We start from the raw sequence: 26,682 nt of genomic DNA, 5'->3' as shown, positions 1-26,682 counted from the left end.
CGGTCCCGCTCGCCGGCCCCGGTCGGCCGGGCCCGGGCCCTACGCGGCGGGTCGGTCAGTCGGTTGCCAGGAGTTCGTCGGCGTCCATGATCCGGTAGGCGTAGCCCTGTTCGGCGAGGAAGCGCTGGCGGTGCGCCGCGAAGTCCTGGTCGATCGTGTCGCGCGCGACGACCGAGTAGAACCGCGCCTCGTGGCCGTCCGCCTTCGGGCGCAGCACGCGGCCCAGGCGCTGGGCCTCCTCCTGCCGGGAGCCGAAGGTGCCGGACACCTGGATCGCGACCGTGGCCTCGGGCAGGTCGATGGAGAAGTTCGCGACCTTCGACACCACCAGCACGCTGATCTCGCCCTCGCGGAACGCGTTGAAGAGCTTTTCCCGCTGCGCGTTGGAGGTCTCGCCCTTGATGACGGGCGCGTCCAGGTGCTCGCCGAGCTCGTCGAGCTGGTCGATGTACTGCCCGATGACCAGCGTCTGCTCGCCCCGGTGCTTGGCGACGAGCGCCTCGGTGACCTTCCGCTTCGTCGCCGTCGTCGCGCAGAAGCGGTACTTCTCCTCCGTCTCGGCGGTCGCGTACGCGAGCCGCTCCGACTCCGTGAGGTTCACGCGGACCTCGACGCAGTCCGCCGGGGCGATGTAGCCCTGTGCCTCGATCTCCTTCCACGGCGCGTCGAACCGCTTCGGGCCGATGAGCGAGAACACGTCCGACTCGCGGCCGTCCTCGCGGACCAGCGTCGCGGTCAGGCCGAGCCGCCGCCGCGCCTGCAGGTCGGCGGTGAACTTGAACACCGGCGCCGGCAGCAGGTGCACCTCGTCGTAGAGGATCAGCCCCCAGTCCCGGGAGTCGAACAGCTCCAGGTGCGGATAGACGCCCTTCCGCTTCGTCGTCAGGACCTGGTACGTGGCGATGGTGACCGGTCGGATCTCCTTGCGGGTGCCGGAGTACTCGCCGATCTCCTCCTCCGTCAGCGAGGTCCGCTTGACCAGCTCGTGCTTCCACTGCCGGGCCGAGACGGTGTTCGTGACCAGGATCAGCGTCGTCGCCTTGGCCATCGCCATCGCCCCGGCGCCGACCAGCGTCTTTCCGGCGCCGCAGGGCAGCACGACCACGCCCGAGCCGCCGTGCCAGAAGCCCTCGACGGCCTGCTGCTGGTACGGCCGCAGTGCCCAGCCGTCCTCGACGAGGTCGATGGCGTGCGCCTCGCCGTCGACGTACCCGGCGAGGTCCTCGGCCGGCCAGCCCAGCTTCAGCAGGGTCTGCTTGATCTGCCCGCGCTCGGAGGGGTGCACGGCCACCGTGTCGGGGTCGAGCCGGGCCCCGACCAGCGGGGTGATCCGCTTGGACCGCAGGATCTCCTCGAGCACCGGCCGGTCGGTGCTGGTCAGGACCAGCCCGTGGACGGGGTGCTTGGAAAGGGTCAGGCGGCCGTAGCGCGCCATGGTCTCGGCGACGTCGACGAGCAGCGCGTGCGGGACGGGGTACCGGGAGAACTCGACGAGCGCATCGACGACCTGCTCGGCGTCGTGCCCCGCGGCCCGTGCGTTCCACAGCCCGAGCGGGGTGATCCGGTACGTGTGGATGTGCTCGGGGGCCCGCTCGAGCTCGGCGAAGGGGGCGATGGCGCGGCGCGCGGCGCCGGCGAGCTCGTGGTCGACCTCGAGGAGGAGTGTTTTGTCGCTCTGGACGATGAGAGGCCCGTTCACAAACGTCCCTTTCCGGCGTGGGGTGGCTGCCCGGGCGCGGACGGCCAAACCTCCAGTCTGCCGCATCCGCCCGGCGCCGGGACAGCCACAGCCCCGGCCGGCGTGCGAGCCGCCGTGGAGCCCGCGCCCTACCGCACGACGGGGCCGTGGCGCGGAAAACGCTGCTGACGGAGGGCGGGGCGGCTTCTAGGGTCGGGGGATGGATGATCGACTTTCTTTTGTGCCGGACGGGTTCGAGGTGCCGGGCGGGTTCGAGGGGGACGGGTTCCGGCTCGAGCCGCTCGGGGAGGCGCACAATGCGCGGGACCTCGCCGCCTGGAGCGGGAGCATCGCGCACGTGCGGGCCACGCCCGGCTTCCAGGGGCGGGGGTGGCCGCCCGTCGAGGGGATGTCGGCCGAGGCGAACCTGGCCGATCTGGCGCGGCACGCGCGGGACTTCGCGGCCCGTACGGGGTTCACGTACAGCGTCCTGGACGGTGACGAGGTCATCGGCTGCCTCTACATCTACCCGGGGAAGGAGGCGCCGGAGCGGGTGAGCGTCAGCTCCTGGGTCCGGGCGGACCGGGCCCCGCTCGACGAGGTGCTGTACGAGGCGGTCACGCGCTGGCTCGCGCAGGTGTGGCCGTTCGAGGAGGAGCGGATCGACTACGCGGCCCGGTGAACGCGGAAGGGGCCCGGCACGTGGTGTGCCGGGCCCCCTGTCCGCCGGGTGGAACATGCCCTGCCTACGCGCCCAGGTGACCCAGCGGGCCTGCCTCGTACGGGGTCTCCACGGGCAGCAGAGCCCGCGCCGCCGCCTCGTCGCCGGACCGCACCAGGCCGTGGATCTCACGGGCCAGCGGGGTCACGTCGCGGATGGAGACCGTCCATTCGTCGGCGTACGCGCGCGAGGCCGGCCCGGACAGGCCCAGCTGGAGCGAGCGGTGGGGCAGCGGGTTCAGGTGCAGGTCGCGCTCCGGGTCCCACTGGACCCGGGCGGGGGAGTCGCGGAGTGCGGCCTTCCAGGCCGCCCGGTCGGCGTGCGTGCCCGGTGCGTAGTGGGACAGGCAGGCGTGGCGGAGCGCGTCGTCGAAGCCCTCACGGGTGATCTCGACGGCCAGCACCGTCTCCTGGCCGTCTTTCGTCGCCCAGCCGCAGCGGTACATCATCCACAGGAACGACGGCTTGATCCACGTCATCCGCTCCCGCTTCCAGGCGGGCGGGAAGCGGCCGTCGCGGGCCGCGGGCAGCCCCAGCGCGGGTGAGTACGCCTGGTAGACCGTCACCGTGGTCTCCGTGTGGGCCGCCCTGATCCGCCGGTCGAGCTGCTTGGTTCGTGCTTCTTGCATGCAGCAAGGGTGCTCGGCCGGGGCCCCGGGCCGCCAGCCGTTTTACAAGTGCTCCTCCGCCAGCTCCGCGACCCCCGTGATGCGGTGCAGCGCGTACGTCCGGACCTCGTCCGCCGTGTGGTCGTACCCGGTGACGAAGCCGCCCTCGACCCGGACCGGGTCGATGACCCGCTGGCTCGCCGCGCCGTCCGCGTTCACGTACCCGATCCACACCGCCGATCCGGTCAGCGCGGCCGCCTGCACCGTCGCCAGGGTCTCCGCCGCGCTCGTGCGCGGGAGTTCGCCCGGGACGGCCGGTGCCGCGCCCGGCTCCTTGCGCACCGCCGTCGCCGCCAGGTCGCCCGCGCGGATGGCCCGTACGGCCGCCCCCAGCAGCGTCGCGTCCGGTACCGGCGGGCCGTCCGGCACCGGGACCGGCGCCGAACGCGCCGGGGTGCGGCGGGCGTCGGCCCGCGCGACCAGCACGTCGCCGGTACGGGACTCCGCGGCCGGCGCGTAGCCCATGGCCCGCAACCCGTCGAGCAGCGCGCCCGGTTCGGCCTGCGCCGCCAGCACCGTCGGGGCGAGGCGCCGCAGGCCCAGCCCGGCGGACCGCTTGTCGGCCAGGATCTCGTTCAGCATGCCGTCGTCGTCACAGCGCACGTACGAGGACGCCGCGCCGACCCGCAGGTGCCCGTGCCGCCGGGCCACGTCGTCGATCAGGTACGCCAGCGGCTGCGGGACCGGGGTGATGCTGTGCTCGGCGAGGAAGGCGTGCAGGTCGGAGGCGGTCCGCCCGGAGTCCAGGGCCCGGCGTACGGAGCCGGGCGTGAAGCGGTAGACCGTCGCCCCGCCCTTGGACTCCACGTCCGCGAGCACGGCCAGCACATCGCCGAGCGGCCGGCGCAGCGGCCCGGGCGCCACCGCCGTCAGGTCGGCCTGGAGCAGTACGTGGTCCACGGGCTCCGGGAGCAGCGGCGCCAGCAGCGGCGCCGGGTCGCGGTGCTCCAGCAGCGCGCGGCCGTGCGTGGCGAGCGCCCCGCGGCCGGTGACGCCAAGCTCCTCGGCCTCGGTCAGCGTCCACTGGGCGAGGCGGGCGCGCAGCGCGCTCGTCCCCCGGACGGGGCGCTCCCAGGCGAGCCGGGCGAGGAGGGCGTCCGGGGCGGCGGAGCCCCCCTCGGGCAGCGCGGCGAGGAGTGCGAGGACGCGCCGGCGCACCTCGGGGGCGGCGGAGCGGTCGAGTTCGGGACCCAGCACGGACATGGTGCGGCCCTTGGAGTCCTGATCGCCGACCAGGCCGGCGGTGCGGGTGGCCGGAAGCCAGGCCACGGCGAGGACCGACCACCGCTCGGCGGGCGGGAGTTCGAGCCAGTCGTCGAAGGCGGGGGTGGGCGCGTACCGCTCGTCCGCCTCCCCGTCGCTGGCCAGCAGCCCGGCCGCGTAGGCGAGTTCGATCCAGAACGCGGCCGTCGCCTCGGTGGTGTCCAGGGTGGCCGCGGTCCGCTTCAGGTCCCGTACGGACAGCCCGCCGGCCCGCAGCACCGGCGGCCCGGCGTGCTCCCAGGACTTCACCAGCTCCTCGACGGTGGACAGCGCGGCCAGCGCCTGCCCGGCCGCATTGGCGTCCACAAGCTGTGGACGGTGCTCGCGGTCCGCGGGTACCGCCGGGGGCACCGGCTCGGTCACCCGGTGCGCGAGGCCGCCGCGCAGGTGCAGCGCCACCTCGCGGGGCAGTACGACGGTCCGCGCCGACGCGGGCAGCAGCAGCCCGCGGTCGCGCAGCCAGCGCACGGGCGCGGTCGGGTTCGGCGTGACCTCCCCGTACGGGGGCCCCCACACGAGCCGGCCGAGCACCTGGTGGGCCTCCGCAGGGGCCTCGTCCAGCAGCGCCGACATCCGCTCCGGATCGGCGAACAGGCCGGTCAGCGCGGTCACGGCGGACACCGGGTCGTGCGTGCCGGGCAGCCCGGCGGCCGCCACGATCTCCTGGACCCGGGTCGGCGACATCCCGGCGGTGGCCTCGGCGACGGTCGGTCCGAGGCCGGTGGGGGAGGGCCGGCCGGCGGACGGCGCGAGCAGTTCGCGGGCGGTGCGGACCAGCCGGAGCCGCTCGTCGTCGCCCCAGACCAGCGCCTGGTCGCGCAGGGTGGCCAGGGCGCGCGGCAGTTCGGCGCGGGCGCCGTTGTCCTCGCCCGTGGAGCCCTGCTCGCCGGCCAGCAGCGACTCCAGCACCGGGTACGGGCACGGGTCCGGGGCCACCGCGAGGGCCTCCGCGGTCTGCAGCGCGAACCGGTCGAGCCGGTCCAGCGCGCGGACCACCGAGGCCCGGGTGCCGGCCCGGGTGGCCAGCTGGGTCATGTCGCCCGGCACCGGGCCGAGCAGGTCCGGGCGGGCGTGCAGCAGGGCGGCGAGCGATGCGTCGTCGCGGGCGCGCAGCGCCTCGGCGAGGGAGCGCGGGGCGCTGCTCGCTGTGGCGCTTCCCGCAGCGCTGCTTGGCTCAGGCACGGTCGCCTCCATGGTCGCGTCGGCCGGTCCCCATCCGGCCAACGGTATCCGCTGCGCCCTCGGCCGCTCCACGGGCGCACGCGCTACCTTTCGGGTGGGTGGTACGGGAGGAGCCGGGCGTGGGGATCGAGAGCGACCATCTGGTCTACGAATATCTGAGCCGGGTCGGGGACTTGGCGCAGCGGCGGCAGCTGTCCTCCGGGGACCGGATGCGGCTGGTGGCGGGGCTGCGGGACGAGATCGACCGTCGGCGCGCCAAGTACGAGCCGGAGACCCCGGCGGCCGTACGCCGCATCCTGGAGCGGATCGGCACGCCGGAGGAGGTCCTCGACGGCATGGGCGCGTCGCCCGCCCCGCAGACGCGGGCCGCCACCCCCGATCCGGCGCCGGCGGTGCCGACCCAGCGGGGGCCCGGCCGGCTGCTCCGCAAGGCCGTGCCGGAGCCGCGCCCGGCGGACACCGCACCCGCGCCGCCGCACCTGGCGGGGCTCGACGAACTCGGCGCCGACGACGGGGCGGAGCCCGACTGGTGGCGCGTCGCGCCGGGCGCGTACGGCGCCGGACCGCAGGTGGAGGGGTTCGCGGGCGGGATCGAGATCCCGGAGCTGTTCAGGCAGCCTGCGGAGGGGAAGCCGGAGCCCGCGGCGGGCCCGGCCGGGGTGCCGGCCGCCGAGGAGACGACCGGCGTGCGGGGCCTCGTACGGTTCCTGAAGCAGCGCCGCCAGGCCAAGGCGGCCGCGGCCGCGGCGGATCCGGAGAAGGCGCCCGCGGCGGCCGCCGTGCCGCGTCCGAAGCCGCACGCCTTCCTGCTGCTGGCCGCGGTCGTGCTCGTGGCGGGCGCGGTCACCGGGTCCTGGCTGCTGCTGATCGGCGGGTGGCTGCTGGCGTACGCCTCGCGGGTGCTGGGGCCGACGGAGCGCAAGCTGGTCGTCTTCGGGCTGCCGGGGGCCGTGTTCGCGGGCGCGGTGGTGTGGCTGTGGGGCCGGCTCGAGGGGCGCTGGGGTGCGCCGCTCGCGGACGAGGGCCTCGGCGGGGTGTTCCAGGGCATGTGGCCCTGGCTGGCCAGGGCCGCGGCCGTCGCCTCCGCCCTGTACCTGGCCTGGCGCTCCCGCCGGCGCTGAGACGCCGCGCGGGCGGGCTCCACGGGGACGACGAGGACGACGGGGGCCGACGGGGCCACGGGGACGGGCGCTGAGATGTCACCACATTTCACCGTCTGGTAAGGCGGGGCCCAGTCCACGTTCCCGGCCGTCCGCCCCGGCTCGGCACAATGGCCGTATGAGTTCCGAGACCCCCACCGTGACCGCCGCGTCCGCCCAGCTGACCGTCGGCTTCGACCTCGACATGACCCTCATCGATTCGCGCCCCGGAATCAAGGCCGCCTACCAGGCACTTTCCGCCGAGACGGGCACGTTCATCGATGCGGACGAGGCGGTCACACGGCTCGGTCCGCCGCTGGACGAGGAGCTCGCGTACTGGTTCCCGCAGGCGGAGATCCCCGCCATGGCCGACCGCTACCGGGAGATCTATCCCACGTACGCCATCGGGCCGACGCCCGCGATGCCCGGCGCCCGCGAGGCGATCGAGGCCGTCCAGGCGCTCGGCGGCCGCGCGATCGTCGTCACGGCCAAGCACGAGCCCAACGCCCGGCTGCACCTCGCGCACCTCGGCATCGAGCCGGACGCGGTCATCGGCTGGCTGTGGGCCGAGGCCAAGGCAGGCGCGCTGCGCGAGTACGGGGCGCAGGTCTACGTCGGCGACCACGTGGGCGACGTGCGCGGCGCCCGTACGGCCGGCGCGCTGTCGGTGGCGGTGCCGACCGGCCCGTGCCCCGAGCCCGAACTGCGCGAGGCGGGCGCGGACGTGGTGCTGCCGGACCTCACGGCGCTGCCGCAGTGGCTCGCGGAGTACGTCCGCACGCAGCAGGTCTGATCCGGAGGCGGTGGGACCAAGGCCAGACCAAGGCCAGGCCCGGGCTAGGCCTGGGAGGCGCGGGCGGCCCGGCGCTGGGCCGCCGCCGAGCGCAGCACGCCCGCCGCCGAGATGGCGAAGCCGACGCCCATCAGCATGCACACGGCCCACGCGTACGAGGGGAACGGGTCCGTGTGCAGGAACAGCGGGGCCATCGTCACGAGGGTGGCCACGGCGCCGGCGATGAACACGATGCCGCCGGCGCGCACCAGGCCGTCGCCGGGCCGTGCTTCGTCGGGATGAGGAGTAACAGTCACCCCACCAGGGTAGTTCCCTGGCCGAAGCAGCCGACAGCACAGCCGACAGCGAAGAGCCGGCGAAGGACCGGGGAACGTCTTGTCACCTGTCGATCGCCCACTAGCCTGGATACGGCGGGTCACCATGACCCGCTGCGCTGTTGTCCGGAGCCGCTGTGCGGCGTTCCGGACCCCGACGAGCACAAGGACAGAGGACGGACGTGCCTACCGGCAAGGTCAAGTGGTTCAACAGTGAGAAGGGCTTCGGCTTTCTCTCCCGCGACGACGGCGGTGACGTCTTCGTCCACTCGTCGGTGCTCCCGGCCGGGGTCGACGCCCTCAAGCCCGGCCAGCGCGTCGAGTTCGGCGTCGTCGCCGGACAGCGCGGTGACCAGGCGCTTTCCGTGACGGTGCTGGACCCGGCGCCCTCCGTCGCAGCGGCGCAGCGCCGCAAGCCCGACGAGCTGGCCTCGATCGTGCAGGACCTCACGACCCTGCTGGAGAACATCACTCCGATGCTGGAGCGCGGCCGCTACCCCGACAAGGTGCACGGCACGAAGATCGCCGGTCTGCTGCGCGCGGTGGCCGACCAGCTCGACGTCTGAGCCCGTACGCACGACGGTGCCCCGGCCTTCGCAAGAGGGTCGGGGCACCGTCGTACCTGCCTGGAAGGGCCTTACGGGAAGGCCAGCGCACCCGGTGCGATGGCCGGTACCAGACCCTCGGCCGCGGCCCGCGTCAACAGCCCGCGCACCGCCGCGTACCCGGCATCGCCGAGGTCGGCGGTGAACTCGTTGACGTACAGCCCGATGTGCTGGTCGGCGACGGCCGGGTCCAGCTCCTGCGCGTGGGCGCGGACGTACGGGCGCGAGGCCTCCGGGTCGTCCCAGGCCATCCGCACCGACGTACGGGCCGACTCGGCCAGCGCGTGCAGGGTCTCGGCGCCCAGGGAGCGCTTGGCGATGATCGCGCCGAGCGGGATCGGCAGCCCGGTCGTGGACTCCCAGTGCTCGCCCATGTCGGCCAGGCAGTGCAGCCCGTAGTCCTGATAGGTGAACCGGGCCTCGTGGATGACCAGTCCGGCGTCCACCCGGCCGTCGCGGACGGCGGGCATGATCTCGTGGAACGGCAGGACGACGACCTTGCCGAAGCCGTCCGGGAGCACGTCGGCCGCCCACAGCCGGAACAGCAGGTAGGCGGTGGAGCGTTCGCTCGGCACGGCGACGGTCTTCCCGGCCAGGTCCACGCCCGACCCGCCCGTGAGGCTGTGATCCTTCACGAGCACGAGCGGCCCGCAGCCGCGCCCCAGCGCCCCGCCGCACGGCAGCAGCGCGTACTCCTCCAGCACCCAGGGCAGCACGGCGTAGGACACCTTCAGCACGTCCAGCTCGCCGCGCTCGGCCATGCCGTTGGTGATGTCGATGTCGGCGAAGGTGACGTCGAGGCCGGGCGCGCCCGGGACGCGCCCGTGGGCCCAGGCGTCGAAGACGAAGGTGTCGTTCGGACAGGGCGAGTAGGCGATCTTGACCGCCTGATGCGGCTCACGACTCATGTCGGTGCTCTCCCCAATGGACGAGTACGGGCCCCAGGGCGCGGAATCCGGCGGTGAGCGCGGCCAGCGCGTCCCCGATCCGCCAGGCGTCGCGGTCGCGGGGGCCGACGGCGTTGGACACGGCGCGGATCTCCAGCACGGGCAGCCCGTGCGCGGCGGCCGCCTCCGCGACCCCGAAGCCCTCCATGGCCTCGGCCCCGGCGAGCGGGTGCCGGGCGGCGAGCAGGGCCGCGCGGTCGGCGGTGCCGGTGACGGTGGAGACGGTCAGCACGGGCGCGAGCAGCGCCCCGGTGGCCTCGGCGGCGCGAGCGGCGAGCTCGGCGGGCGGCAGGTGCACGCTGTGCCCGAAGCCGAGCTGCTGTACGTCGAGGAAGCCGTCGGGGGTCTCGGCCCCGAGGTCGGCGGCGACGACGGCGTCGGCGACCACGAGGGAGCCGACGGGGGCGGCGGGCCGGAACCCGCCGCCGATGCCGGCGGAGATGACGAGGGTGTAGTCGGCCAGCGCGAGCGCGGTGGCCGTGGCGGCCGCGGCGGCCGCCGGCCCCACTCCGCCGACGAGCACGTCGGCGGCGAGGCCGGGCAGATCCCGCCGGGAGAGCAGGTATCCGCCGGGAAGGGTGCGCGGCTCCGGTGTCACCGGGTCCGCATGAGGGGCGGGCCCGGTCAGGCCACTGACGACGGAGTCTGCCTCCGCCGCCACCGCGGTCACGATGAGCGCGCGCACCGTCGGTACGGGGCTACTTGAGCTTGAGGTTGAAGGCCCAGACGGCGAGCGGCTTGCCGTCCTCGCCGACCTGGACGATGTTCAGCTTCTTCGAGGCCGGTGCCTGGCCCTGGCCGCCGGTCGCGAAGACGTCGGCGCCCGGGAAGCTGCGGTACGTGTTGGAGGAGGGCTCGGTGATGGGCTGCCCGTCCAGGACGGCTTGCCACTGCTTGCCGTCCTCGACGACGTCGGGCTCGACACCCATGCGAAGGGTGTCGCCGCGGCCGTACTCGACGGTCTTGGCGCCCTTCATGTCGGTGAGGCACTCCTGGACCTTGTCCATGGAGAGCTCCTTGTCGTCGGAGCAGGCGGCCTCGGTGGACACCGACGACGTGCCGACCGTCACGGTCGCCAGCGGCGTCGGCTTGTCGCAGGCGGACAGGAGGAGGAGGCCGGCGGACACGGCTCCGAGGGCCGCGACGCTGCGGCGGCCCCTACCCGAGAAAAGCGGTGCGGTCATGAGCCGAAGGCTATCGGGCCACCCGGCTCCGCCGCCGCACGGGGGTGTCCATGGCCTGCCGCGCGGCGCGCGGCCCTCCCGCCGGGGCCGGTCGAGGCCTTACGCCACTCGGGGGCGGGGGGAGCCCGGGTGGTGGCGGGGGGAGGCGATGAGGCCGCGGAAGGCCATGGTGGTGCCCGCCGCGACGATGGCCGAGGCCACGGCCATCCCGAGTACCCCGTTCAGCGGCAGCGCGATGCCGATCGCGCCGCCCAGCACCCACGCCACCTGGAGCAGCGTCTCCGAACGGGCGAACGCGGACGTCCGTACCGCCTCCGGCACGTCCCGCTGGATCATCGCGTCCAGCGACAGCTTCGCCAGGGCCTGGCAGAACCCGGCCGTGGCCCCCAGTACCGCCATGAACAGCCCGCTGAAGAACACCGCCGCCAGGACCGCGATCCCCAGGGTCACCGACAGCACCGCCGCGATGATCGTCTCCGGCGCCCGGGCCCGCAGCCAGGCGCCCACGGCCGTCCCGGCCGCGTTCCCGACGCCCGCCGAGACGCCCACGATGCCCAGCGACACCGCCGCGCTCTGCCCGGCGAGGGGGTGCTCCCGCAGCAGGAACGCCAGGAAGAAGATCAGGAACCCGGACAGCGCGCGCATCGCCGCGTTCGCCAGCAGCCCGCACAGCACCGACGGGCTGACCGTGCGCAGCCCCGGTTTGCGCGAGTGCGGCTCGTGCGTGGACAGCCGGGCCCGCCGCTCGCCCTTCGCCTCGTCCACCTTGTGGGGCAGCGTGAACGCCGCGAACGTGCCCCCGATGAAGATGGCGCAGGCCCCGTACAGCGGCCACGGCGGCCCGATGGCGTGCAGCCCCGCCGCGACCGGCGCCGCCGCCGCCGTGGCGAGCAGGCCCGCCAGGGTGACCCGGGAGTTCGCCTTGACGAGTGAGAACTTCGGCGGGAGCAGCCGCGGCACCACCGCACTGCGGACCACCCCGTACGCCTTGGACGCGACGAGCACGCCCAGCGCCGCCGGGTAGAGCTCCAGCCCGCCCGTGGCCACCGCGCCGGACATCATCACCGCGAGCAGCGCCCGCGCGAGCATCGCGACGGCCATCGCGGCCCGCCGCCCGTGCGGCAGCCGGTCCAGCGCCGGGCCGATCACCGGGGCCAGCAGGGTGAACGGGGCCATCGTGATCGCCAGGTACAGGGCGACACGGCCGCGTGCCTCGTCCGTGGGCACCGAGAAGAACACCGTCGAGGCGAGCGCCACGGTGATCATCACATCGCCGGCGCCGTTGATGGCGTGCAGCTCGATCAGCTTGCCGAGGCCCGATTCACCGGCCCCGTGCGCGTGCGTGGCCCGCCGGATCCCGCGGGCCGTACCCGTGAAGGGGCGCTGCAGGGCACGCCCGACGGCCCGGCCGGCCCGCCTGGCCGGTCCCGAGCCGTCACGGGACGACCGTACGGGTGCCACACTCGACATAGTGCCCCACGGACCCCGCCGGGTCCCGTCCCGGCGCGTTACGGGCGCCCGTCGGGTCGCCGTCGGGCCACTGTCCGGCCGTCGTCGGGCTGCTGTCCGGCCGTCGTCCGGAGGGTGTGGGAGCGGTGTCGGCACGCGGGCTTGTCCGCGAATCGGACCTTGCATGTGGGCCCAAGGCTTCGGAGGAGGTAGCGTGCGTAGCGCGCCACCGGCGGTTGCTCTTGGCCGCGCGCCTCTTCGCGATCCCGCAGAATGGATAGCAGGTAGGTGCGCCCGAGGCCGATCGGGTGCGGACGTCGACGCGGCCCTCTGGTCCGCTCCGCCCGCGCCACGTACGGACAGGACCGACGGGTCGTTGTGGACGACAGTACGGACGGCGCACTCGTGAGACGGCGTAGGAGAGAACGAGACCTGTGAGTGCTGCGACGACGCGAAGCCGTACCCCCGACCGCCTGTGCGCCGAGGCGGTAGACCTCGCCCGCGCGGCGGCCGAGGAAGCCGCCGCTCCCGGAGTGGTGGGCGAGCACGTCTCCGTCGTCGCGGAGGGCGACCGGGTCGTCACGCACTTCTTCGAGTGCAAGGACCCCGGCTACCGGGGCTGGCGCTGGGCCGTCACCGTGACGCGCGCCTCCCGCGCCAAGAACGTCACCCTCGACGAAACGGTGCTGCTTCCCGGCGACGACGCCCTCCTGGCCCCCGAGTGGGTGCCGTGGAGCGAGCGGCTGCGCCCGGGCGACATGGGCCCCGGCGACCTGCTGCCCACCGACGCCGAGGACCTGCGGCTGGAGCCGGGCTGGTCCGGCGAGGACGTACCGCCGCCGAACTCGGTCGTCTCCACCGAGATGGCGGAACTGGTCGAGGCCGAGGACGCCGACGTCACCGACCGCACCGTGGTACCCGTACGGGGTTCCATCGCCTCCGTCGCCGAGGAACTCGGCATGCGGCGCGCCCGCGTCCTGTCCCGCTACGGGCTGCACAGCGCCGCGGACCGCTGGGACGAGGGCTACGGGGCCAAGACCCCGATGGCCCAGGCGGCGCCCGCCTCCTGCGTGTCCTGCGGGTTCCTCGTGGCCATCGGCGGCTCGCTCGGCCAGGCCTTCGGCGTCTGCGCGAACGAGTTCGGCCCGGCCGACGGACACCTCGTCTCCCTCTCGTACGGCTGCGGCGGCCACTCCGAGGCCGCGGTCATGCCGAAGCCGCTGCGCCCGGCGCCGCCGGTGCTCGACTCGATGGCCTCGGACGAGTTCCCGCTGCGCCCGGCCCCCGACACGGGCTCGGTCCCCCCGGCGGACCTCCCGGCCGCGGACCTCGGCCACTCGTAGCCCTACCCGCGAGGAGTACGAGCCGCACGGCGGGGCGACGGCCCCGCCCCGGCGGCGTACCCTCGGCGCATGGGGGAACACGGCATGGTGGGGCTGGACGGCCGGGTGACCGGCACGGTGGGCCCGGGCCTGGTGGGCGAGGTCATCGTCCGCATCCGGGGCGGCGCGGAGCACTTCCTCGCGCACCCGGCGCCCGGGACGGGCCGGCTGCCGGTCGGCACGGTCGTGACCGTCGTCGAGTACCTGCCGCCGCGCACGGTGTACGTGATGGCGGCGTACGACAACTGAGCCCCCGCGCCACCTGCGCGGATGTGGTTCGTATCAAGATGGCGACAAGAAACCGCCTGCGTCTTCTTAACGGCCCGGCACAGGAGCACACTCGCCCTCGTCAGTGTCGAACGGCACTGCGATAAGGGGGCGTTGCCGATGGCTATCGGCGTCGTGGCGGGAATCGTTCTCGCCGCAATCCTGGCCTTGATCGGCCTGTTCAAGCTCATGTGGCGGGTGGCCGAACCGAACGAGGCACTCGTCATCTCCGGCTCCACGCACCGCACCGAGGGCATCGGCGAGGGCATGGGGTTCCGGATCGTCACCGGGCGCGGAACCCTCGTGGTCCCCGGTGTGCAGGCGGTGCGCAAGCTGTCGCTGGACCTCAACGAGACCCAGCTGAACGTGGACTGCGTGACCCACCAGGGCATCCCGCTGCGGGTGAAGGGCGTCGTGATCTTCAAGATCGGCGACGACCTCGTGTCCATCGCGAACGCGGCGCGCCGCTTCCTGGACCAGCAGAAGATGATGCCCGAGCGGGTCCACATCGTCTTCGCCGGCCATCTGCGCTCCATCGTGGGCGGGTTGACGGTCGAGGACATGATCCGCGACCGGGAGAAGCTCACCGGGCAGACCCGGGCAGCCTGCGGTACGGAGATGGAGAAGCTCGGCCTGATCGTCGACTCGCTGCAGATCCACGAGATCGAGGACCCGACCGGCTACATCAAGAACCTGGCGATGCCACACGCGGCCGCCGTCCAGCGGGACGCGCGCATCGCGCAGGCCGAGGCGAACCGTTTGGCCACCGAGGCCGAGCAGACCGCGTTCGCGCGGATGGCGGAGGCCACCCGCGACAGCGAGATCCTCCAGGCCGGCTACCAGGCCGAGCGCGACAAGGCCGCCGCGACCGCCCGCCAGGCGGGCCCGCTCTCGGAGGCGGCGGCCCGCCAGGAGGTCGTCGTCCAGGAGACCCGGGTCGCCGAGCTCGAGGCGCACCGGCGCGAGCAGCAGCTCCAGGCCGACGTGCGCAAGCCCGCGGACGCGGCGGCGTACGAGACCCGCACCCGGGCCGAGGCCGAGCGCGACGCCCGCATCTCGGCGGCGCAGGCCAAGGCCAAGGAGACGGAGCTGGCGGCCGCAGCCGAGGCCACCCGCGTGACCACGGCGGCGACCGCGGACGCGGCGGCCACCGAGGCGCGGGGTCTCGCGGCGGCGAAGGCCACCCGGGCGACCGGCGAGGCCGAGGCCGCGGCCACCCAGGCGAAGGGCCTCGCGGTGGCGGCGTCGGCGAAGGCGAAGGGCCTCGCCGAGGCCGACGCGATCAAGGCGCGGGCCGCCGCACTGGCCGAGAACCAGGAGGCGGTGGTCGCGCAGCAGCTCGCCGAGAACTGGCCGGCGATCGTGGAGGCGGGCGCCGGGGCCTTCGGGAACGTGGAGCACATGGTGCTGCTCAACGGCGCCGAGGGCATGTCGGAGATGTTCGCGAAGGCGCTGACCATGGGCGGCACCGGGCTGGGCCTGGCCCGCCAGGTGCTCGCGTCGATGTCCCAGCCGGCCGCCCCGGGGACCACACCGGGGACCGCACCGGGCACCACCCCGGTGAACGGCAGCACGCCGTCCACGTCCCACCAGATCCCGATCGGGGACGCGTAAACGCCTGGCGCGAGCCTGACCCACCCGGGTTACGCTCGCGCCATGAGGCTGTTCGCCGCGGTGATGCCGCCCCAGGAGGCCGTCGACGAGCTCCGTGAGGCCGTCGAGGCCGCCCGGAACGCCCCGCCCGTCGGGGACGCACCGGCCCTCGGGCAGGACCGGGCCGGCGGGCACGACCGGCTGCGCTGGACCGGGGAAGCGGGCTGGCACTTCACGCTCGCGTTCATGGGCGAGGTGCGCGACCCCGTCCTGCCGGACCTGTACGCCCGCCTGGCGCGCGCCGCGCACCGCACCGACCCCTTCCCCCTCCGCCTCCACGGCTCCGGGCACTTCGGCGAGCGTGCCCTGTGGGTCGGCGCCGCCGGCGGGCTCGACCAGATGCGGATGCTCGCCGAGCGCGCGGACGCCGCCGCCCGCCGGGCCGGGATCCCGATGGACCAGCACCGCCGGTACACCGCCCACCTCACCCTGGCCCGCAGCCACGGCGGCACCGACCTGCACCCGTACCTGGAGGCCCTCGCGGGCTTCGAGGGCACGCCCTGGCAGGTCGGGGAGCTCAGCCTGGTCCGCAGCAACCTGCCGACCAGCGGAGTCCCCGGCGAGCAGCCCCGCTACGAGGTCCTCGAGGCCTGGCCCCTGGGCGCTTGACCCTCGGTACGGGAACGCCGGAGGACCGCGTTACGCTCGACGGGTGGATCCCAAGACCCGAAACCGCGTAATGGCCGGTGTACTCGTGCTGATGTTCGTCGTCGTGGCAGTGGCAGCCGCCGTAGGCCGGTAGCTCCTTTCCGCGCGGGCCCTTGCCTGGAGTGGGCTCGAAGCAGTTGGCTTGGGAGCCATGAAGTACACACAGCTGGGACGCACCGGACTCAAGGTCAGCCGACTTGTACTCGGCACGATGAACTTCGGTCCGCAGACGGACGAACCCACCAGCCACTCGATCCTGGACACCGCGCTCGCCTCGGGTCTGAACTTCGTGGACACGGCCAACGTCTACGGGTGGGGTGAGAACAAGGGCCGCACCGAGGAGATCATCGGCACCTGGTTCGCCCAGGGCGGCGGCCGGCGGGACAGGACCGTGCTGGCCACCAAGGTGTACGGGAACATGGCCGGCGACGGCGACCCGTGGCCCAACCACGACAAGCTCTCGGCGCTGAACATCCGCCGGGCCGTCGAGGCCAGCCTCAAGCGGCTGCAGACGGACTACATCGACGTCTACCAGTTCCACCACGTCGACCGCCGGACCCCCTTCGAGGAGATCTGGCAGGCCGTCGACGTGCTGATCCAGCAGGGCAAGGTGCTGTACGCCGGGTCGTCGAACTTCCCCGGGTACAAGATCGCCCAGGCCAACGAGACGGCCGCCCGGCGCGGCTCGGTCGGGCTGGTCAGCGAGCAGTGCCTGTACAACCTCGCCGAGCGGCGCGCCGAGATGGAGGTCATCCCGGCCGCGCAGGAGTACGGGCTCGGGGTGATCCCGTGGTCCCCGCTGCACGGCGGGCTGCTCGGCGGCGTCATCAAGAAGGAGGTCGAGGGCGGCCGCCGCGCCTCCGGGCGCTCCGCGGACGCCCTGGCCAACACCTCGGTGCGGGCGCAGGTGCAGGCGTACGAGGACCTGCTCGACAAGCACGGCCTGGAGCCCGGCGAGGCGGCCCTGGCGTGGCTGCTGACCCGGCCCGGGGTGACGGGCCCGATCGTGGGTCCGCGCACGGCGGAGCAGCTGGAGAGCGCGCTGCGCGCGCTGGAGCTGGAGCTGCCGGACGAGGTGCTCACCGGCCTGGACGAGATCTTCCCCGGCCCGGGCCCCTCGCCCGAGGCCTTCGCCTGGTGATCGGTTAGCAGCACGGGTGTGCGGCCGCCGCGTCCGGGTGATGCGGCGGCCGCGCCGTTCGCGGGGCAAGTGCCGCCGGGGAAGTGGGTGTTACCGGTCCGCGGCGGGACGGTAGGGGCCGCCGACGCCCCAGGCCTGGTGCAGGACCGCCGCGAACTCCCCGGCCAGGCGGTGCTCGCCGGAGGCGTTGGGGTGGGTGCCGTCGTAGGTGTCGTGGTGGATGTCGTACGAGGCCGGGCGCGCGGCCAGCAGGATCGGCGAGGCCTCGGTCGACAGGTCCGCGACGGCCTTCGCGAGGAGCTCGTTGAACCGGGCGACCTCGGCCGCGAAGGGCGCGTCGGACTCGGCCCGGACGTTCGGGATGACCGGCAGCAGGATCATCCGGATGCCGGGCCGGACGGCGCGGGCCTCCGCGATGAAGCGGCGGGCATTGGCCGCGGTCTCCTCGGCGCCGGTGTAGAAGCCGAGGTCGATCAGGCCGAGGGAGACGAGGAGTACGTCGGCCCGGCCGGAGCGCACGGCGGAGCCGATGAGCGGGGCCATGTGCTGCCAGCCCTCGCCCCAGCCGGCGAGGTGGCGGCGGGCGTGCTCCGGGAAGCCGGGGTCGGCGTACGCGTGGCTGGTCGGCTCGTTCGCGGAGGTGTCGAACAGCTCGCAGCGCGGGCCGACGATCTCGTACGGGCCGCCGAGGGCGGCATCGAGGTGCTGCCACATCCGGTAGCGCCAGGTGTAGTCGCCGGCGCGTCCGATGGTCATGGAGTCGCCGACGAACATGAAACGCATCCGGTCATCATCGCGGATCACGCGCCGGGAGCCCCTGTGATGCCGGACACGCGGGGCCGCCTGGCAGGCTTGGGGTATGCGCCTGCTGCCGTTGACCGCCGTCATTGCCCTTGTCGTGCTGCCTGGTTCGGCGGCTGCGGCCGCCCAGACCTCTGCCTCCGTGTCCTCGGGGTTCACGATCGCCGATCCGCGGATCAAGGAGTCGAGCGGGCTGGCGGCGAGCCGGATCCACCCCGGCGTGTACTGGACGCACAACGACAGCGACGACGGCCCGTACGTGTACGCGGTGGACTCGGCGACCGGCAGGACCGTGGCCCGGGTGACGCTGGCCGGGGTCGGGACCCCGCGCGACGTCGAGGCGATCTCGCTGGGCCCGGACGGGCAGCTGTACGTCGGCGACATCGGCGACAACCTGAACGGGAGCTGGGACCACGTCTGGATCTACCGCTTCCCGGAGCCGGAAAAGCTGGCCGATGTCACGGTCAAGGCCGAGCAGTTCACCGTGCGCTACGCGGACGGGGCGCGCAACGCGGAGGCGCTGATGGTGCATCCGGTGACGGGCCGGGTGTACATCGCGAGCAAGAGCGAGGACAAGGGCGGGCTGTACGAGGGCCCGGAGAAGCTGTCCGCGTCGGGGCCGAACGTGTTCCGGCGGGTGGCGGACCTGCCGTGGGTCACGGACGGGGCGTTCTCGCCGGACGGCGGCCGCCTCACGCTGCGCGGCTACTTCTTCGCGCGGACGTACCCGTGGAAGGACGGGCGGCCGGAGGGAGAGGGCGAGCGGGTGGACGCGCCGTGGCAGGGGCAGGCGGAGTCGGTGACGTACTCGGCGGACGGCTCGACGCTGATGTTCGGCTCGGAGGGGGAGTCGAGCCGGGTGGTGGCCGTTCCGGTGAAACCGGCGTCCGGCGGCTCGCCTACCGCGGGGGCGAAGCCGGGCGCGACTCCGGCCGCCGGGGCCCCCGGCCCTGCGGGTGAGCAGGGCGGGGGCAGCTTCACGAAGGGCGCGGCCGTGCTGGCCGTGGGCACGGTGCTGGTGCTCGGCGCCAAGCGCCTCTTCCGCCGCAAGCCGCGCAGCTCCTGACCGGCGGTCCGCCGCCGGATGTGCCGCTTACGCCGCCGTGACCAGTTCGCGGGGGCGGGCGGACGGGACGAACGTGACTCCGCGGCGGGTCACGCTCAGGCGGAGGTTGCCGACCCGGGAGAGGATCACCGCGATCGTCGCGGCCGCGGCCAGGGAGACGAGGCCGCCCGAGGCCATGCCGATCCGGGCCCCGTACGTGTCCGTCACCCAGCCGACGATCGGTGCACCGATCGGGGTGCCGCCCGTGAAGACCATCATGAACAGGGCCATCACCCGTCCCCGCATCTCGGGGTCGGTGGCCATCTGGACGCTCGCGTTGGCGGTGACGTTGACCGTCAGCCCGAACATCCCGATCGGCACGAGCAGCGCCGCGAACAGCCAGAACCCGGGCGCGAAGGCCGTCACGACCTCCAGTACGGAGAACAGCAGGGCCGCCGCGACCAGCAGCCGCAGCCGTGAGTTGCCCCGCCGCGCCGCCAGCAGCGCACCCGCCAGGGAGCCCGCCGCGATCAGCGTGTTGAAGAGCCCGTACGTGCCCGCGTCCCCGTGGAACACGTCGCTGACGAACGCCGACAGCCAGATCGGGAAGTTGAACCCGAAGGTGCCGATGAAGCCGACCAGCACGATGGGCCAGATCAGCTCCGGGCGACCGGCGACGTAGCGCAGGCCCTCCCGCAGCTGCCCCTTGGCGCGCGGCTGCGGCTCGATCGGGCGCAGTTCGCGCGTCCGCATCAGCAGCAGGCCGGCGACGGGCGCGGCGAAGGACAGTCCGTTCAGCAGGAAGGCCCAGCCGGAGCCGACGGCGGTGATCAGCACACCGGCGATCGCCGGGCCGACCAGCCGTGCGGACTGGAAGTTGGCGGAGTTCAGGCTGACGGCGTTGGCGAGCTGCTCCGGGCCGACCATCTCGGAGACGAACGTCTGCCGTGCGGGGTTGTCCACGACGGTGACGAGGCCGAGCAGGAAGGCCGCGAGGTACACGTGCCAGACCTGGACGTGTCCGGCCAGGGTGAGCACGGCGAGGGCGATACCGGTCAGGCCCATCAGGGACTGGGTGGCGATCAGCAGCGGCCGCTTGGGCAGCCGGTCCGCGAGTACGCCTCCGTAGAGGCCGAAGACCATCATCGGCAGGAACTGCAGCGCGATGGTGATGCCGACGGCGGAGGCCGAGCCGGTCAGGGACAGGACCAGCCAGTCCTGGGCGATGCGCTGCATCCAGGTGCCGGTGTTGGAAACGGCCTGTCCCGTGGCGAAGAGCCGGTAGTTCCGGATCTTCAGCGAGCTGAACATCGAGTGGTTCTCGCCCGCGGCGCGCGTCGTGCGCGCGGTGCTAGTGGTGGATGTATGGCCGGGTGCGGAGTCTGCTCCGGTTCCCGTACTCAAAAGCGTTCGCCTCCTGGCGTCGTCTCCTACAAGTGCGCGAGCTTCTCCAGGACGGGCGCGGCCTCGCGCAGTTTGGCCCATTCGTCCTCGGTGAGCTCGGCCGCGAGCCCGGCCAGGAAGGCGTTCCGCTTGCGACGGCTCTCCTCGAGCATCGCTTCGGCCTCCTCGGTCTGGGTGACCACCTTCTGGCGGCGGTCGTCCGGGTGCGGCTGCAGCCTGACCAGCCCCTTGGCCTCCAGCAGCGCGACGATGCGTGTCATCGACGGCGGCTGGACGTGTTCGCGCCGGGCCAGCTCACCGGGGGTGGCCTGGCCGCACCGGGCGAGCGTGCCGAGGACCGACATCTCGGTCGGGCTCAGCGATTCGTCGACGCGCTGGTGCTTGAGGCGCCGGCCCAGCCGCATGACGGCGGAGCGGAGGTCGTTCACGGCGGCAGCGTCGTCGCCATGGGTAAGGTCGAGCATCTCTTTAGACTACCTCATTACTCTCTCTAAAGAATGCCACTGGAGCGAATCACTCGTACGGGTGAGTCGGCGGCGGAAAGTGACACGCGTCCACGGCTTGTGCCACGACTCTTTCGCCATGGGGACACACGTGCTGAGCATGCGCATAGACGGGGAGCTGCTCGACCGCCTCCGGACTCATGCGGCCAAACGCGGAATGAGCGTCCAGGACTATGTCGTCCGGACGCTCATTCGGGATGACTTCGACGAGCGCTTCAAGGCGGCGGTCGACGAGACGGAGAAGTTCTACGGGCTTACGTGAGGCCGAGGGCAGGCATCGCGTAGTAGAAGACGAACACCGCCGACACGGCGTACATGGCCGCCGGGACCTCACGGCCCCGGCCGGTTGCCAGCCGCAGCACGCAGAAGCTGATGAAGCCGAAGCCGATGCCGTTGGTGATCGAATACGTGAACGGCATCATGACCATGGCCAGGAAGGCCGGGACGGCGATGGTGAAGTCGCCCCAGTCGATGTCCTTGACCGAGCCCGCCAGGATCAGGAAGCCGACCGCCACGAGCGCGGGGGTGGCCGCCTGGGACGGGACCATGGTGGCGAGCGGGGTGAGGAACAGCGCCACGGCGAAGAGGCCGCCGGTCACGACGTTCGCCAGACCGGTGCGGGCGCCCTCGCCGACGCCCGCCGTGGACTCCACGAAGCAGGTGGTCGCCGAGGACGAGGTGGCGCCGCCGGACGCGACGGCCAGGCCGTCGATGAGCAGCACCTTGTTGATGCCGGGGAACTCGCCGGTCTCCTTGTCGATCAGCTTGGCCTCGTCGCCGACGCCGAGGATCGTCCCCATCGCGTCGAAGAAGCAGGACAGCAGCACGGTGAAGACGAAGAGGATGCCGGTCAGCAGGCCGACCTTGCCGAAGCCGCCGAACAGGCTGACCTGGCCGACGAGCCCGAAGTCGGGCGCGGCCACCGGGTTGCCCGGCCACTCGGGGACCGTCAGGCCCCAGCCCGAGTCGGGCAGCCCGACGATCAGCTGGACGACGACGGCGATCACGGTCATGGTCACGATGGAGATCAGGATCGCGCCGGGCGTCTTGCGGATCAGCAGGGCGAGGGTCAGCAGGACGCCGACGACGAAGATCAGCACCGGCCAGCCGTGCAGGTGGCCGGCCGTGCCGAGCTGGAGCGGCACGGTGGTGTGCGCGGCGTCCGGGATGCGGGTGACGAAGCCCGAGTCGACCAGGCCGATCAGCATGATGAACAGGCCGATGCCGATGGCGATGCCCTTGCGCAGGCCGAGCGGGACGGCGTTCATGACCCGCTCGCGCAGCCCGGTCGCGACCAGCAGCATCACGACGAAGCCGGCCAGGACGACCATGCCCATGGCGTCGGGCCAGCTCATGCGCGGGGCGAGCTGGAGCGCGACGACGGTGTTCACGCCGAGGCCGGCGGCGAGCGCGATCGGCACGTTGCCGATGACGCCCATGAGGAGCGTGGTGAAGGCCGCCGTCAGGACGGTGGCGGTCACGAGCTGGCCGCCGTCGAGCTGGTGCCCGTACATGTCCTTCGCGCTGCCCAGGATGATCGGGTTCAGCACGATGATGTAGGCCATCGCGAAGAAGGTGGCGAAACCGCCGCGGACCTCGCGGGCGATCGTCGAGCCGCGCTCGGAGATCTTGAAGTGGCGGTCCAGGCCGGACGTGCCCCGGGGGGCGGGTTCCGGGAGGGTGGGCGCGGGGGCGGGGGCCGACGTGCTCATGCGGTCCTCTGGGTCCTCATTGCGGGGGCATTGGGGGATTCATACGAAGGAAATGGGCCATGCCCACACCGTTTCAGTATGAACACATGAACGAAACCCCGTCCATCTCCGCGCGTAGACCTGGTTTTCGCGCACCTAGACTTGAGGGCATGGCGAAATGGACTGCGAAGCACGAGGCGCCCGAGCCCCTTGAGGGCCCGGTCGTCGCGACCGTCACCGGCGGCACGATCATCTGGTTCGCCCTGTTCCTGGTCCAGCTCCCCTTCTACGGCTGGTTCGCCGACCGGGACCTGCTGTGGTGGGTCTGGTGCTGCGCGGCCGGCGGAGTGCTCGGCCTGATCGGCCTCTGGTACGTACGGGGCCGGGACGCGGCCCTCAAGCGCCACGCCGCTGCGCAGGCCGCGGGGGGCGGGGAGAGCAGCGCCGGCTGAGAAGAGCGGCGCCGGCTGAGGAGAGCAGCGCCGGCTGAGAAGAGCAGCGCTGACCGAGGGGGTCAGGGCCGGCCGAGGGGATCAGGGCCCAGGGGGACCAAGGGACGATTCGGGTCATCCCGAAGTCGGATCTTCGGACTTTTCGGCGGGTGAAGCGGTAGAACCCCCTTTACCGTCGAAAGCATGATGCAGCGGGCAGACATCGAACCCAACGGTTCCGAGCCGGTGGGCAGCAGGGGGCCCGGCGGTGCGGCCATCGACGCCGGAGCCGAGCTCGACCCGGTGCACCCGGTCCGGCCGCCTGCGCCCCGGTTCAAGCCCGCCGGCCTGACCACCGCCGAAGTCGCCGAACGCGTCGCGCGCGGAGCCGTCAACGACGTCCCCGTCCGCAGCAGCCGCTCCACCGCCGACATCGTCCGCGCCAACGTCTTCACCCGGTTCAACGCCATCATCGGCGTGCTCTGGGTGGTCATGCTCATCGTCGCGCCGCTCCAGGACAGCCTCTTCGGCTACGTGATCATCGCGAACACCGGCATCGGCATCATCCAGGAGATGCGGGCCAAGAAGACCCTGGACAGCCTCGCCGTCATCGGAGAGGCGAAACCCAGCGTCCGCCGCGACGGCCGGACCGCCGAGATCTCCACCTCCGAGATCGTCCTCGACGACGTCATCGAGCTCGGACCGGGGGACAAGGTCGTCGTCGACGGCGCCGTCGGCGAGGCCGACGGCCTGGAGATCGACGAGTCCCTGCTCACCGGCGAGGCCGACCCCGTCCTGAAGAAGCCCGGCGACCCGGTCATGTCCGGGTCGTTCGTCGTCGCCGGCGGCGGTGCGTTCACCGCCACCAAGGTCGGCCGCGAGGCCTACGCCGCCCAGTTGGCCGAAGAGGCCACCCGCTTCACGCTCGTCCACTCCGAGCTGCGCTCCGGCATCTCCACCATCCTCAAGTACGTCACCTGGATGATGATCCCGACCTCGATCGGGCTGATCATCAGCCAGCTCGTCGTCAAGGACGACAACCTCAAGGACGCCATCGCCCGCACCGTCGGCGGCATCGTCCCGATGATCCCCGAGGGCCTGGTCCTGCTGACCTCCGTCGCCTTCGCGATCGGTGTCATCCGGCTCGGCCGCAAGCAGTGCCTGGTGCAGGAGCTGCCGGCCATCGAGGGCCTCGCCCGCGTCGACGTGGTCTGCCTCGACAAGACCGGCACCCTCACCGAGGGCGGCATGGACGTCACCGAGCTCCGCCCGCTCGGCGGCGCGGAGGACACGTACGTCAAGAAGGTGCTCGGCGCGCTCGGCGAGTCCGACCCGCGCCCCAACGCCAGCCTCCAGGCGATCATCGACGCCTACCCGGTCAGCGCCGAGTGGCGCTGCACCGAGTCGCTGCCCTTCTCCTCCGCCCGCAAGTACAGCGGCGCCAGCTTCAGCGAGGGAGACGGCGAGAACAACACCTGGCTGCTCGGGGCCCCCGACGTCCTCCTCCCGGCCGGCGACCCGGCCCTCGACGAGATCAACGAGCTCAACGAGCAGGGCCTGCGCGTCCTGCTGCTCGCCAAGGCCGCGGGCGAGCTCGACGACCCGGCCGTCGGGGCCGGGGCCCGGCCGACCGCCCTGATCGTCCTGGAACAGCGGCTGCGTCCGGACGCCGCCGACACGCTGCGCTACTTCGAGGACCAGAAGGTCCACGCGAAGGTCATCTCCGGCGACAACGCGGTCTCCGTCGGCGCGGTGGCCGGCAAGCTCGGCCTCCCGGGCGCCGAGAACACGGTCGACGCGCGCAAGCTGCCGGCCGAGCAGGCCCACATGGCCAGGGTCCTCGACGAGAACGCCGTCTTCGGCCGGGTCACCCCGCAGCAGAAGCGCGACATGGTCGGCGCACTGCAGTCCAACGGCCACACGGTCGCGATGACGGGCGACGGCGTCAACGACGTCCTGGCCCTCAAGGACGCGGACATCGGCGTGAGCATGGGCTCCGGCTCCGAGGCCACCCGCGCGGTCGCGCAGATCGTCCTCCTGAACAACAGCTTCTCCACCCTCCCCTCGGTGGTCGCCGAGGGCCGCCGGGTCATCGGCAACATCACCCGGGTCGCCACGCTCTTCCTCACGAAGACCGTCTACTCGGTCCTCCTCGCGATCCTGGTGGTCTGCTTCCAGGTCGAATACCCCTTCCTGCCGCGCCACCTGACGCTGCTGTCCACCCTCACCATCGGCATCCCGGCGTTCTTCCTGGCGCTGGCCCCGAACAAGGAGCGCGCGAGGCCGCACTTCGTGAAACGGGTGATGCGGTACGCGATCCCGGGCGGAGTGATCGCGGCGGTGGCCACGTTCGTGACGTACCTGGTCGCCCGCCACCACTACACGGGCCCGGAAGCCCTGAACGCCGAGACGAGCGCGGCGACGCTGACGCTGTTCCTGACCTCGATGTGGGTCCTGGCGATCATCGCCCGCCCGTACACGTGGTGGCGGGTGGCCCTGGTCGGCGCGATGGGCGCGGCGTTCCTGATCGTCCTGGTCGTCCCGTGGCTCCAGGACTTCTTCCAGCTGAAGCTGGTGGGCACGCAGCTCCCCTGGACGGCGGTGGCCATCGCGGCGGCCGCATCGGTCCTGATCGAGTTCACGTTCCGCTGGGTGGACCGGAAGTTCCCCGCCTGACGGCGCGCACCGTTGGCCCGGCCCGCCCGGAAGAGGGCCGGGCGGGCGCACCAGACCCCGCCGGCCCCGCTCTCACGGGCGGACGACGCTACTTCGACGACACCCCCTAGGCCCGACCCCAGGTGCCGGAGGCCCACAGGGCCCGGGTGCCCGACCGGTCGTAGATGACGACGTTTCCGTCGTTCTGCACGGACAGGTACGCGCCCTGGCTGTTGGAGACCCCGGCGTCCCAGGCGGGGTAACCGCCGCCGTCCTTGCCCGTGTAGTAGATGGTCAGGTTGCCGGTCCAGCTGCTCATCGCGCCGTTGGCGCGGTTGAGCCCGTAGGTGTTCGTTGCCCAGAGCGGGGCATTGTCGACCTTGCGGTACAGGACGAGGTTGCCGTCGGACTGCATCAGCAGCCAGGTGGTGAGGGAGGCGCGCCACTGGCCGGGCTTGAGGCCGAAGCCGCCCTCCCAGATGCTCTCGATGCCCTTGGTGGAGCCCTGGAGCGTCCCGGTCTCGGTGTGCCAGAGGTATCCGTAGGAGCCGGGGGCGGTCCGGTTCACCTGGAGGTCCCCGTGGCCGTCGACCACGACGCAGGCCTGGCCGCCGCCCCAGGTGCCGCTGGACCACACGGCGCGTCCGTCCGGGCGGTACACGACGAGGTTGCCGTCCTCCTGGAGGATCGCGTGCGCCCCCGGGTTGCCCCAGGTTCCGCTGGCCCACACCACCGGACCCGGGTGGCCGGCCCACACCAGGTTCAGGACCAGGTTGCCGTCGGGCTGCATCACCAAGACCGCGTTGTTCGACTGCAGGTGCTGGCCGGCGGAGAGCTGGTCGCCGGGCCGGAGGGCGGGCGAGGAGCCGGGGTCCTCCCGGTCACCGGGCGAACAGGGCCTCGGCGCCGTCGGCATGCCGTCGGCGACCGCGGAGGTCGCCGTGGCCGTCGTGGCCCCGGCGGCGAGGACCAGCGCGCCGGCCACTGCGACGACGCACCGTCTGAACGAGCTGTGCTGTCCGCGGATGTTCATGATCCCCCTCCCGCGAGCCGCCCGGTGCGGCCTCGCGCAGGGGGTCATTAAAGCGCAGCGCCGTGGCCGCACATGCCAGTGCGGGC

At 72.9% G+C, this 26,682-nt stretch carries 26 protein-coding genes; 13 read left to right on the top strand and 13 right to left on the bottom strand.

What is annotated here, in order from left to right; translation table 11 throughout:
* Window positions 1-55: 55 nt before the first annotated feature.
* Complete coding sequence (locus tag ACZ49B_RS20925) at window positions 56-1,699, bottom strand: DNA repair helicase XPB (RefSeq protein ID WP_468307975.1); 1,644 nt, start codon at window positions 1,697-1,699, stop codon at window positions 56-58.
* Between the two features lie 199 nt (window positions 1,700-1,898).
* Between ACZ49B_RS20925 and ACZ49B_RS20920 the strand changes: the two genes are divergently transcribed.
* Window positions 1,899-2,360 (top strand): GNAT family N-acetyltransferase, encoded by a 462-nt coding sequence (locus ACZ49B_RS20920; RefSeq protein WP_468307973.1) that lies wholly within the window; start codon window positions 1,899-1,901, stop codon window positions 2,358-2,360.
* 64 nt (window positions 2,361-2,424) lie between these two features.
* On the opposite strand, the gene ACZ49B_RS20915 is transcribed toward ACZ49B_RS20920, so the two are convergent.
* The gene (locus ACZ49B_RS20915) at window positions 2,425-3,027 is read right to left on the bottom strand and encodes a DUF4291 domain-containing protein (protein ID WP_468307970.1); all 603 of its coding nucleotides are present in this window, start codon (window positions 3,025-3,027) and stop codon (window positions 2,425-2,427) included.
* A 42-nt stretch (window positions 3,028-3,069) separates the two neighbouring features.
* The gene (locus tag ACZ49B_RS20910; protein ID WP_468307968.1) at window positions 3,070-5,523 is read right to left on the bottom strand and encodes a helicase-associated domain-containing protein; all 2,454 of its coding nucleotides are present in this window, start codon (window positions 5,521-5,523) and stop codon (window positions 3,070-3,072) included.
* Between the two features lie 107 nt (window positions 5,524-5,630).
* On the opposite strand from ACZ49B_RS20910, the gene ACZ49B_RS20905 reads away from it, so the two are divergent.
* Both ACZ49B_RS20905 and ACZ49B_RS20900 read left to right on the top strand, forming a co-directional pair.
* Window positions 5,631-6,632 (top strand): hypothetical protein, encoded by a 1,002-nt coding sequence (locus ACZ49B_RS20905; RefSeq protein WP_468307965.1) that lies wholly within the window; start codon window positions 5,631-5,633, stop codon window positions 6,630-6,632.
* Between the two features lie 157 nt (window positions 6,633-6,789).
* Window positions 6,790-7,443 carry an HAD family hydrolase gene (locus ACZ49B_RS20900; protein WP_468307962.1) on the top strand — a complete coding sequence of 218 codons (654 nt, stop codon included), beginning with the start codon at window positions 6,790-6,792 and terminating at the stop codon, window positions 7,441-7,443.
* 44 nt (window positions 7,444-7,487) lie between these two features.
* Here the strand turns inward: ACZ49B_RS20900 and ACZ49B_RS20895 are convergent, their stop codons facing one another.
* Complete coding sequence (locus ACZ49B_RS20895) at window positions 7,488-7,739, bottom strand: hypothetical protein (protein WP_383516964.1); 252 nt, start codon at window positions 7,737-7,739, stop codon at window positions 7,488-7,490.
* Window positions 7,740-7,939: 200 nt separating this feature from the next.
* Between ACZ49B_RS20895 and ACZ49B_RS20890 the strand changes: the two genes are divergently transcribed.
* The gene (locus ACZ49B_RS20890; protein ID WP_030012939.1) at window positions 7,940-8,323 is read left to right on the top strand and encodes a cold-shock protein; all 384 of its coding nucleotides are present in this window, start codon (window positions 7,940-7,942) and stop codon (window positions 8,321-8,323) included.
* A 71-nt stretch (window positions 8,324-8,394) separates the two neighbouring features.
* On the opposite strand, the gene ACZ49B_RS20885 is transcribed toward ACZ49B_RS20890, so the two are convergent.
* The 4 genes from ACZ49B_RS20885 to ACZ49B_RS20870 form a co-directional block, all read right to left on the bottom strand.
* Window positions 8,395-9,270 carry a 1,4-dihydroxy-6-naphthoate synthase gene (locus ACZ49B_RS20885; RefSeq protein ID WP_468307959.1) on the bottom strand — a complete coding sequence of 292 codons (876 nt, stop codon included), beginning with the start codon at window positions 9,268-9,270 and terminating at the stop codon, window positions 8,395-8,397.
* Window positions 9,260-9,994 (bottom strand): futalosine hydrolase, encoded by a 735-nt coding sequence (locus ACZ49B_RS20880; protein ID WP_468307957.1) that lies wholly within the window; start codon window positions 9,992-9,994, stop codon window positions 9,260-9,262. The genes ACZ49B_RS20885 and ACZ49B_RS20880 overlap by 11 nt, the downstream gene beginning before the upstream one ends.
* A 13-nt stretch (window positions 9,995-10,007) precedes the next feature.
* On the bottom strand, window positions 10,008-10,493 hold the full coding sequence (locus ACZ49B_RS20875; protein WP_468307954.1) for a DUF2771 domain-containing protein: 486 nt from the start codon (window positions 10,491-10,493) through the stop codon (window positions 10,008-10,010).
* Between the two features lie 99 nt (window positions 10,494-10,592).
* Window positions 10,593-11,963 carry an MFS transporter gene (locus tag ACZ49B_RS20870; protein ID WP_468307952.1) on the bottom strand — a complete coding sequence of 457 codons (1,371 nt, stop codon included), beginning with the start codon at window positions 11,961-11,963 and terminating at the stop codon, window positions 10,593-10,595.
* 413 nt (window positions 11,964-12,376) lie between these two features.
* On the opposite strand from ACZ49B_RS20870, the gene ACZ49B_RS20865 reads away from it, so the two are divergent.
* From ACZ49B_RS20865 to ACZ49B_RS20845, 5 genes are all read left to right on the top strand, one after another.
* The gene (locus ACZ49B_RS20865; RefSeq protein ID WP_468307951.1) at window positions 12,377-13,285 is read left to right on the top strand and encodes a DUF3027 domain-containing protein; all 909 of its coding nucleotides are present in this window, start codon (window positions 12,377-12,379) and stop codon (window positions 13,283-13,285) included.
* 69 nt (window positions 13,286-13,354) lie between these two features.
* Window positions 13,355-13,573 carry a hypothetical protein gene (locus ACZ49B_RS20860; protein ID WP_468307948.1) on the top strand — a complete coding sequence of 73 codons (219 nt, stop codon included), beginning with the start codon at window positions 13,355-13,357 and terminating at the stop codon, window positions 13,571-13,573.
* 132 nt (window positions 13,574-13,705) lie between these two features.
* Entirely contained in the window at window positions 13,706-15,205 is a 1,500-nt protein-coding gene (locus ACZ49B_RS20855) for a flotillin family protein (RefSeq protein ID WP_468307946.1), read from the top strand.
* Between the two features lie 42 nt (window positions 15,206-15,247).
* Window positions 15,248-15,853, top strand: a complete 606-nt coding sequence (gene thpR, locus ACZ49B_RS20850) for an RNA 2',3'-cyclic phosphodiesterase (RefSeq protein WP_468307945.1) — start codon at window positions 15,248-15,250, stop codon at window positions 15,851-15,853.
* 190 nt (window positions 15,854-16,043) lie between these two features.
* Window positions 16,044-17,033: an aldo/keto reductase gene (locus ACZ49B_RS20845; protein ID WP_468307943.1), complete on the top strand. Its 990-nt coding sequence runs from the start codon at window positions 16,044-16,046 to the stop codon at window positions 17,031-17,033.
* Between the two features lie 90 nt (window positions 17,034-17,123).
* Here ACZ49B_RS20845 and ACZ49B_RS20840 read toward each other — a convergent pair whose 3' ends face one another.
* Window positions 17,124-17,816, bottom strand: coding sequence for a GDSL-type esterase/lipase family protein (locus ACZ49B_RS20840; RefSeq protein ID WP_468307940.1), 693 nt, complete (start codon window positions 17,814-17,816; stop codon window positions 17,124-17,126).
* Window positions 17,817-17,892: 76 nt separating this feature from the next.
* Here ACZ49B_RS20840 and ACZ49B_RS20835 point away from each other — a divergent pair, with 76 nt between their 5' ends.
* Complete coding sequence (locus ACZ49B_RS20835) at window positions 17,893-18,900, top strand: WD40 repeat domain-containing protein (protein WP_468307937.1); 1,008 nt, start codon at window positions 17,893-17,895, stop codon at window positions 18,898-18,900.
* Between the two features lie 27 nt (window positions 18,901-18,927).
* On the opposite strand, the gene ACZ49B_RS20830 is transcribed toward ACZ49B_RS20835, so the two are convergent.
* Window positions 18,928-20,283 carry an MFS transporter gene (locus ACZ49B_RS20830; protein ID WP_468307934.1) on the bottom strand — a complete coding sequence of 452 codons (1,356 nt, stop codon included), beginning with the start codon at window positions 20,281-20,283 and terminating at the stop codon, window positions 18,928-18,930.
* A gap of 26 nt (window positions 20,284-20,309) precedes the next feature.
* Window positions 20,310-20,747: a MarR family winged helix-turn-helix transcriptional regulator gene (locus tag ACZ49B_RS20825; protein WP_030156888.1), complete on the bottom strand. Its 438-nt coding sequence runs from the start codon at window positions 20,745-20,747 to the stop codon at window positions 20,310-20,312.
* A gap of 118 nt (window positions 20,748-20,865) precedes the next feature.
* On the opposite strand from ACZ49B_RS20825, the gene ACZ49B_RS20820 reads away from it, so the two are divergent.
* Complete coding sequence (locus ACZ49B_RS20820; protein ID WP_030156886.1) at window positions 20,866-21,048, top strand: hypothetical protein; 183 nt, start codon at window positions 20,866-20,868, stop codon at window positions 21,046-21,048.
* Here the strand turns inward: ACZ49B_RS20820 and ACZ49B_RS20815 are convergent.
* Window positions 21,041-22,498 carry an NCS2 family permease gene (locus ACZ49B_RS20815; protein ID WP_468307931.1) on the bottom strand — a complete coding sequence of 486 codons (1,458 nt, stop codon included), beginning with the start codon at window positions 22,496-22,498 and terminating at the stop codon, window positions 21,041-21,043. The two genes, ACZ49B_RS20820 and ACZ49B_RS20815, sit on opposite strands and share 8 nt — an antisense overlap.
* A 149-nt stretch (window positions 22,499-22,647) precedes the next feature.
* Here ACZ49B_RS20815 and ACZ49B_RS20810 point away from each other — a divergent pair, with 149 nt between their 5' ends.
* On the top strand, window positions 22,648-22,929 hold the full coding sequence (locus ACZ49B_RS20810) for a DUF2530 domain-containing protein (RefSeq protein WP_468307928.1): 282 nt from the start codon (window positions 22,648-22,650) through the stop codon (window positions 22,927-22,929).
* Window positions 22,930-23,112: 183 nt separating this feature from the next.
* Window positions 23,113-25,584: a cation-translocating P-type ATPase gene (locus ACZ49B_RS20805; protein ID WP_468307925.1), complete on the top strand. Its 2,472-nt coding sequence runs from the start codon at window positions 23,113-23,115 to the stop codon at window positions 25,582-25,584.
* A 106-nt stretch (window positions 25,585-25,690) separates the two neighbouring features.
* Here ACZ49B_RS20805 and ACZ49B_RS20800 read toward each other — a convergent pair whose 3' ends face one another.
* Complete coding sequence (locus ACZ49B_RS20800) at window positions 25,691-26,596, bottom strand: hypothetical protein (RefSeq protein WP_468307923.1); 906 nt, start codon at window positions 26,594-26,596, stop codon at window positions 25,691-25,693.
* Window positions 26,597-26,682: the final 86 nt, after the last annotated feature.

Source organism: Streptomyces sp. NPDC031132, assembly GCF_055570595.1.
This window is presented reverse-complemented; position numbering and strand designations above follow the sequence as displayed.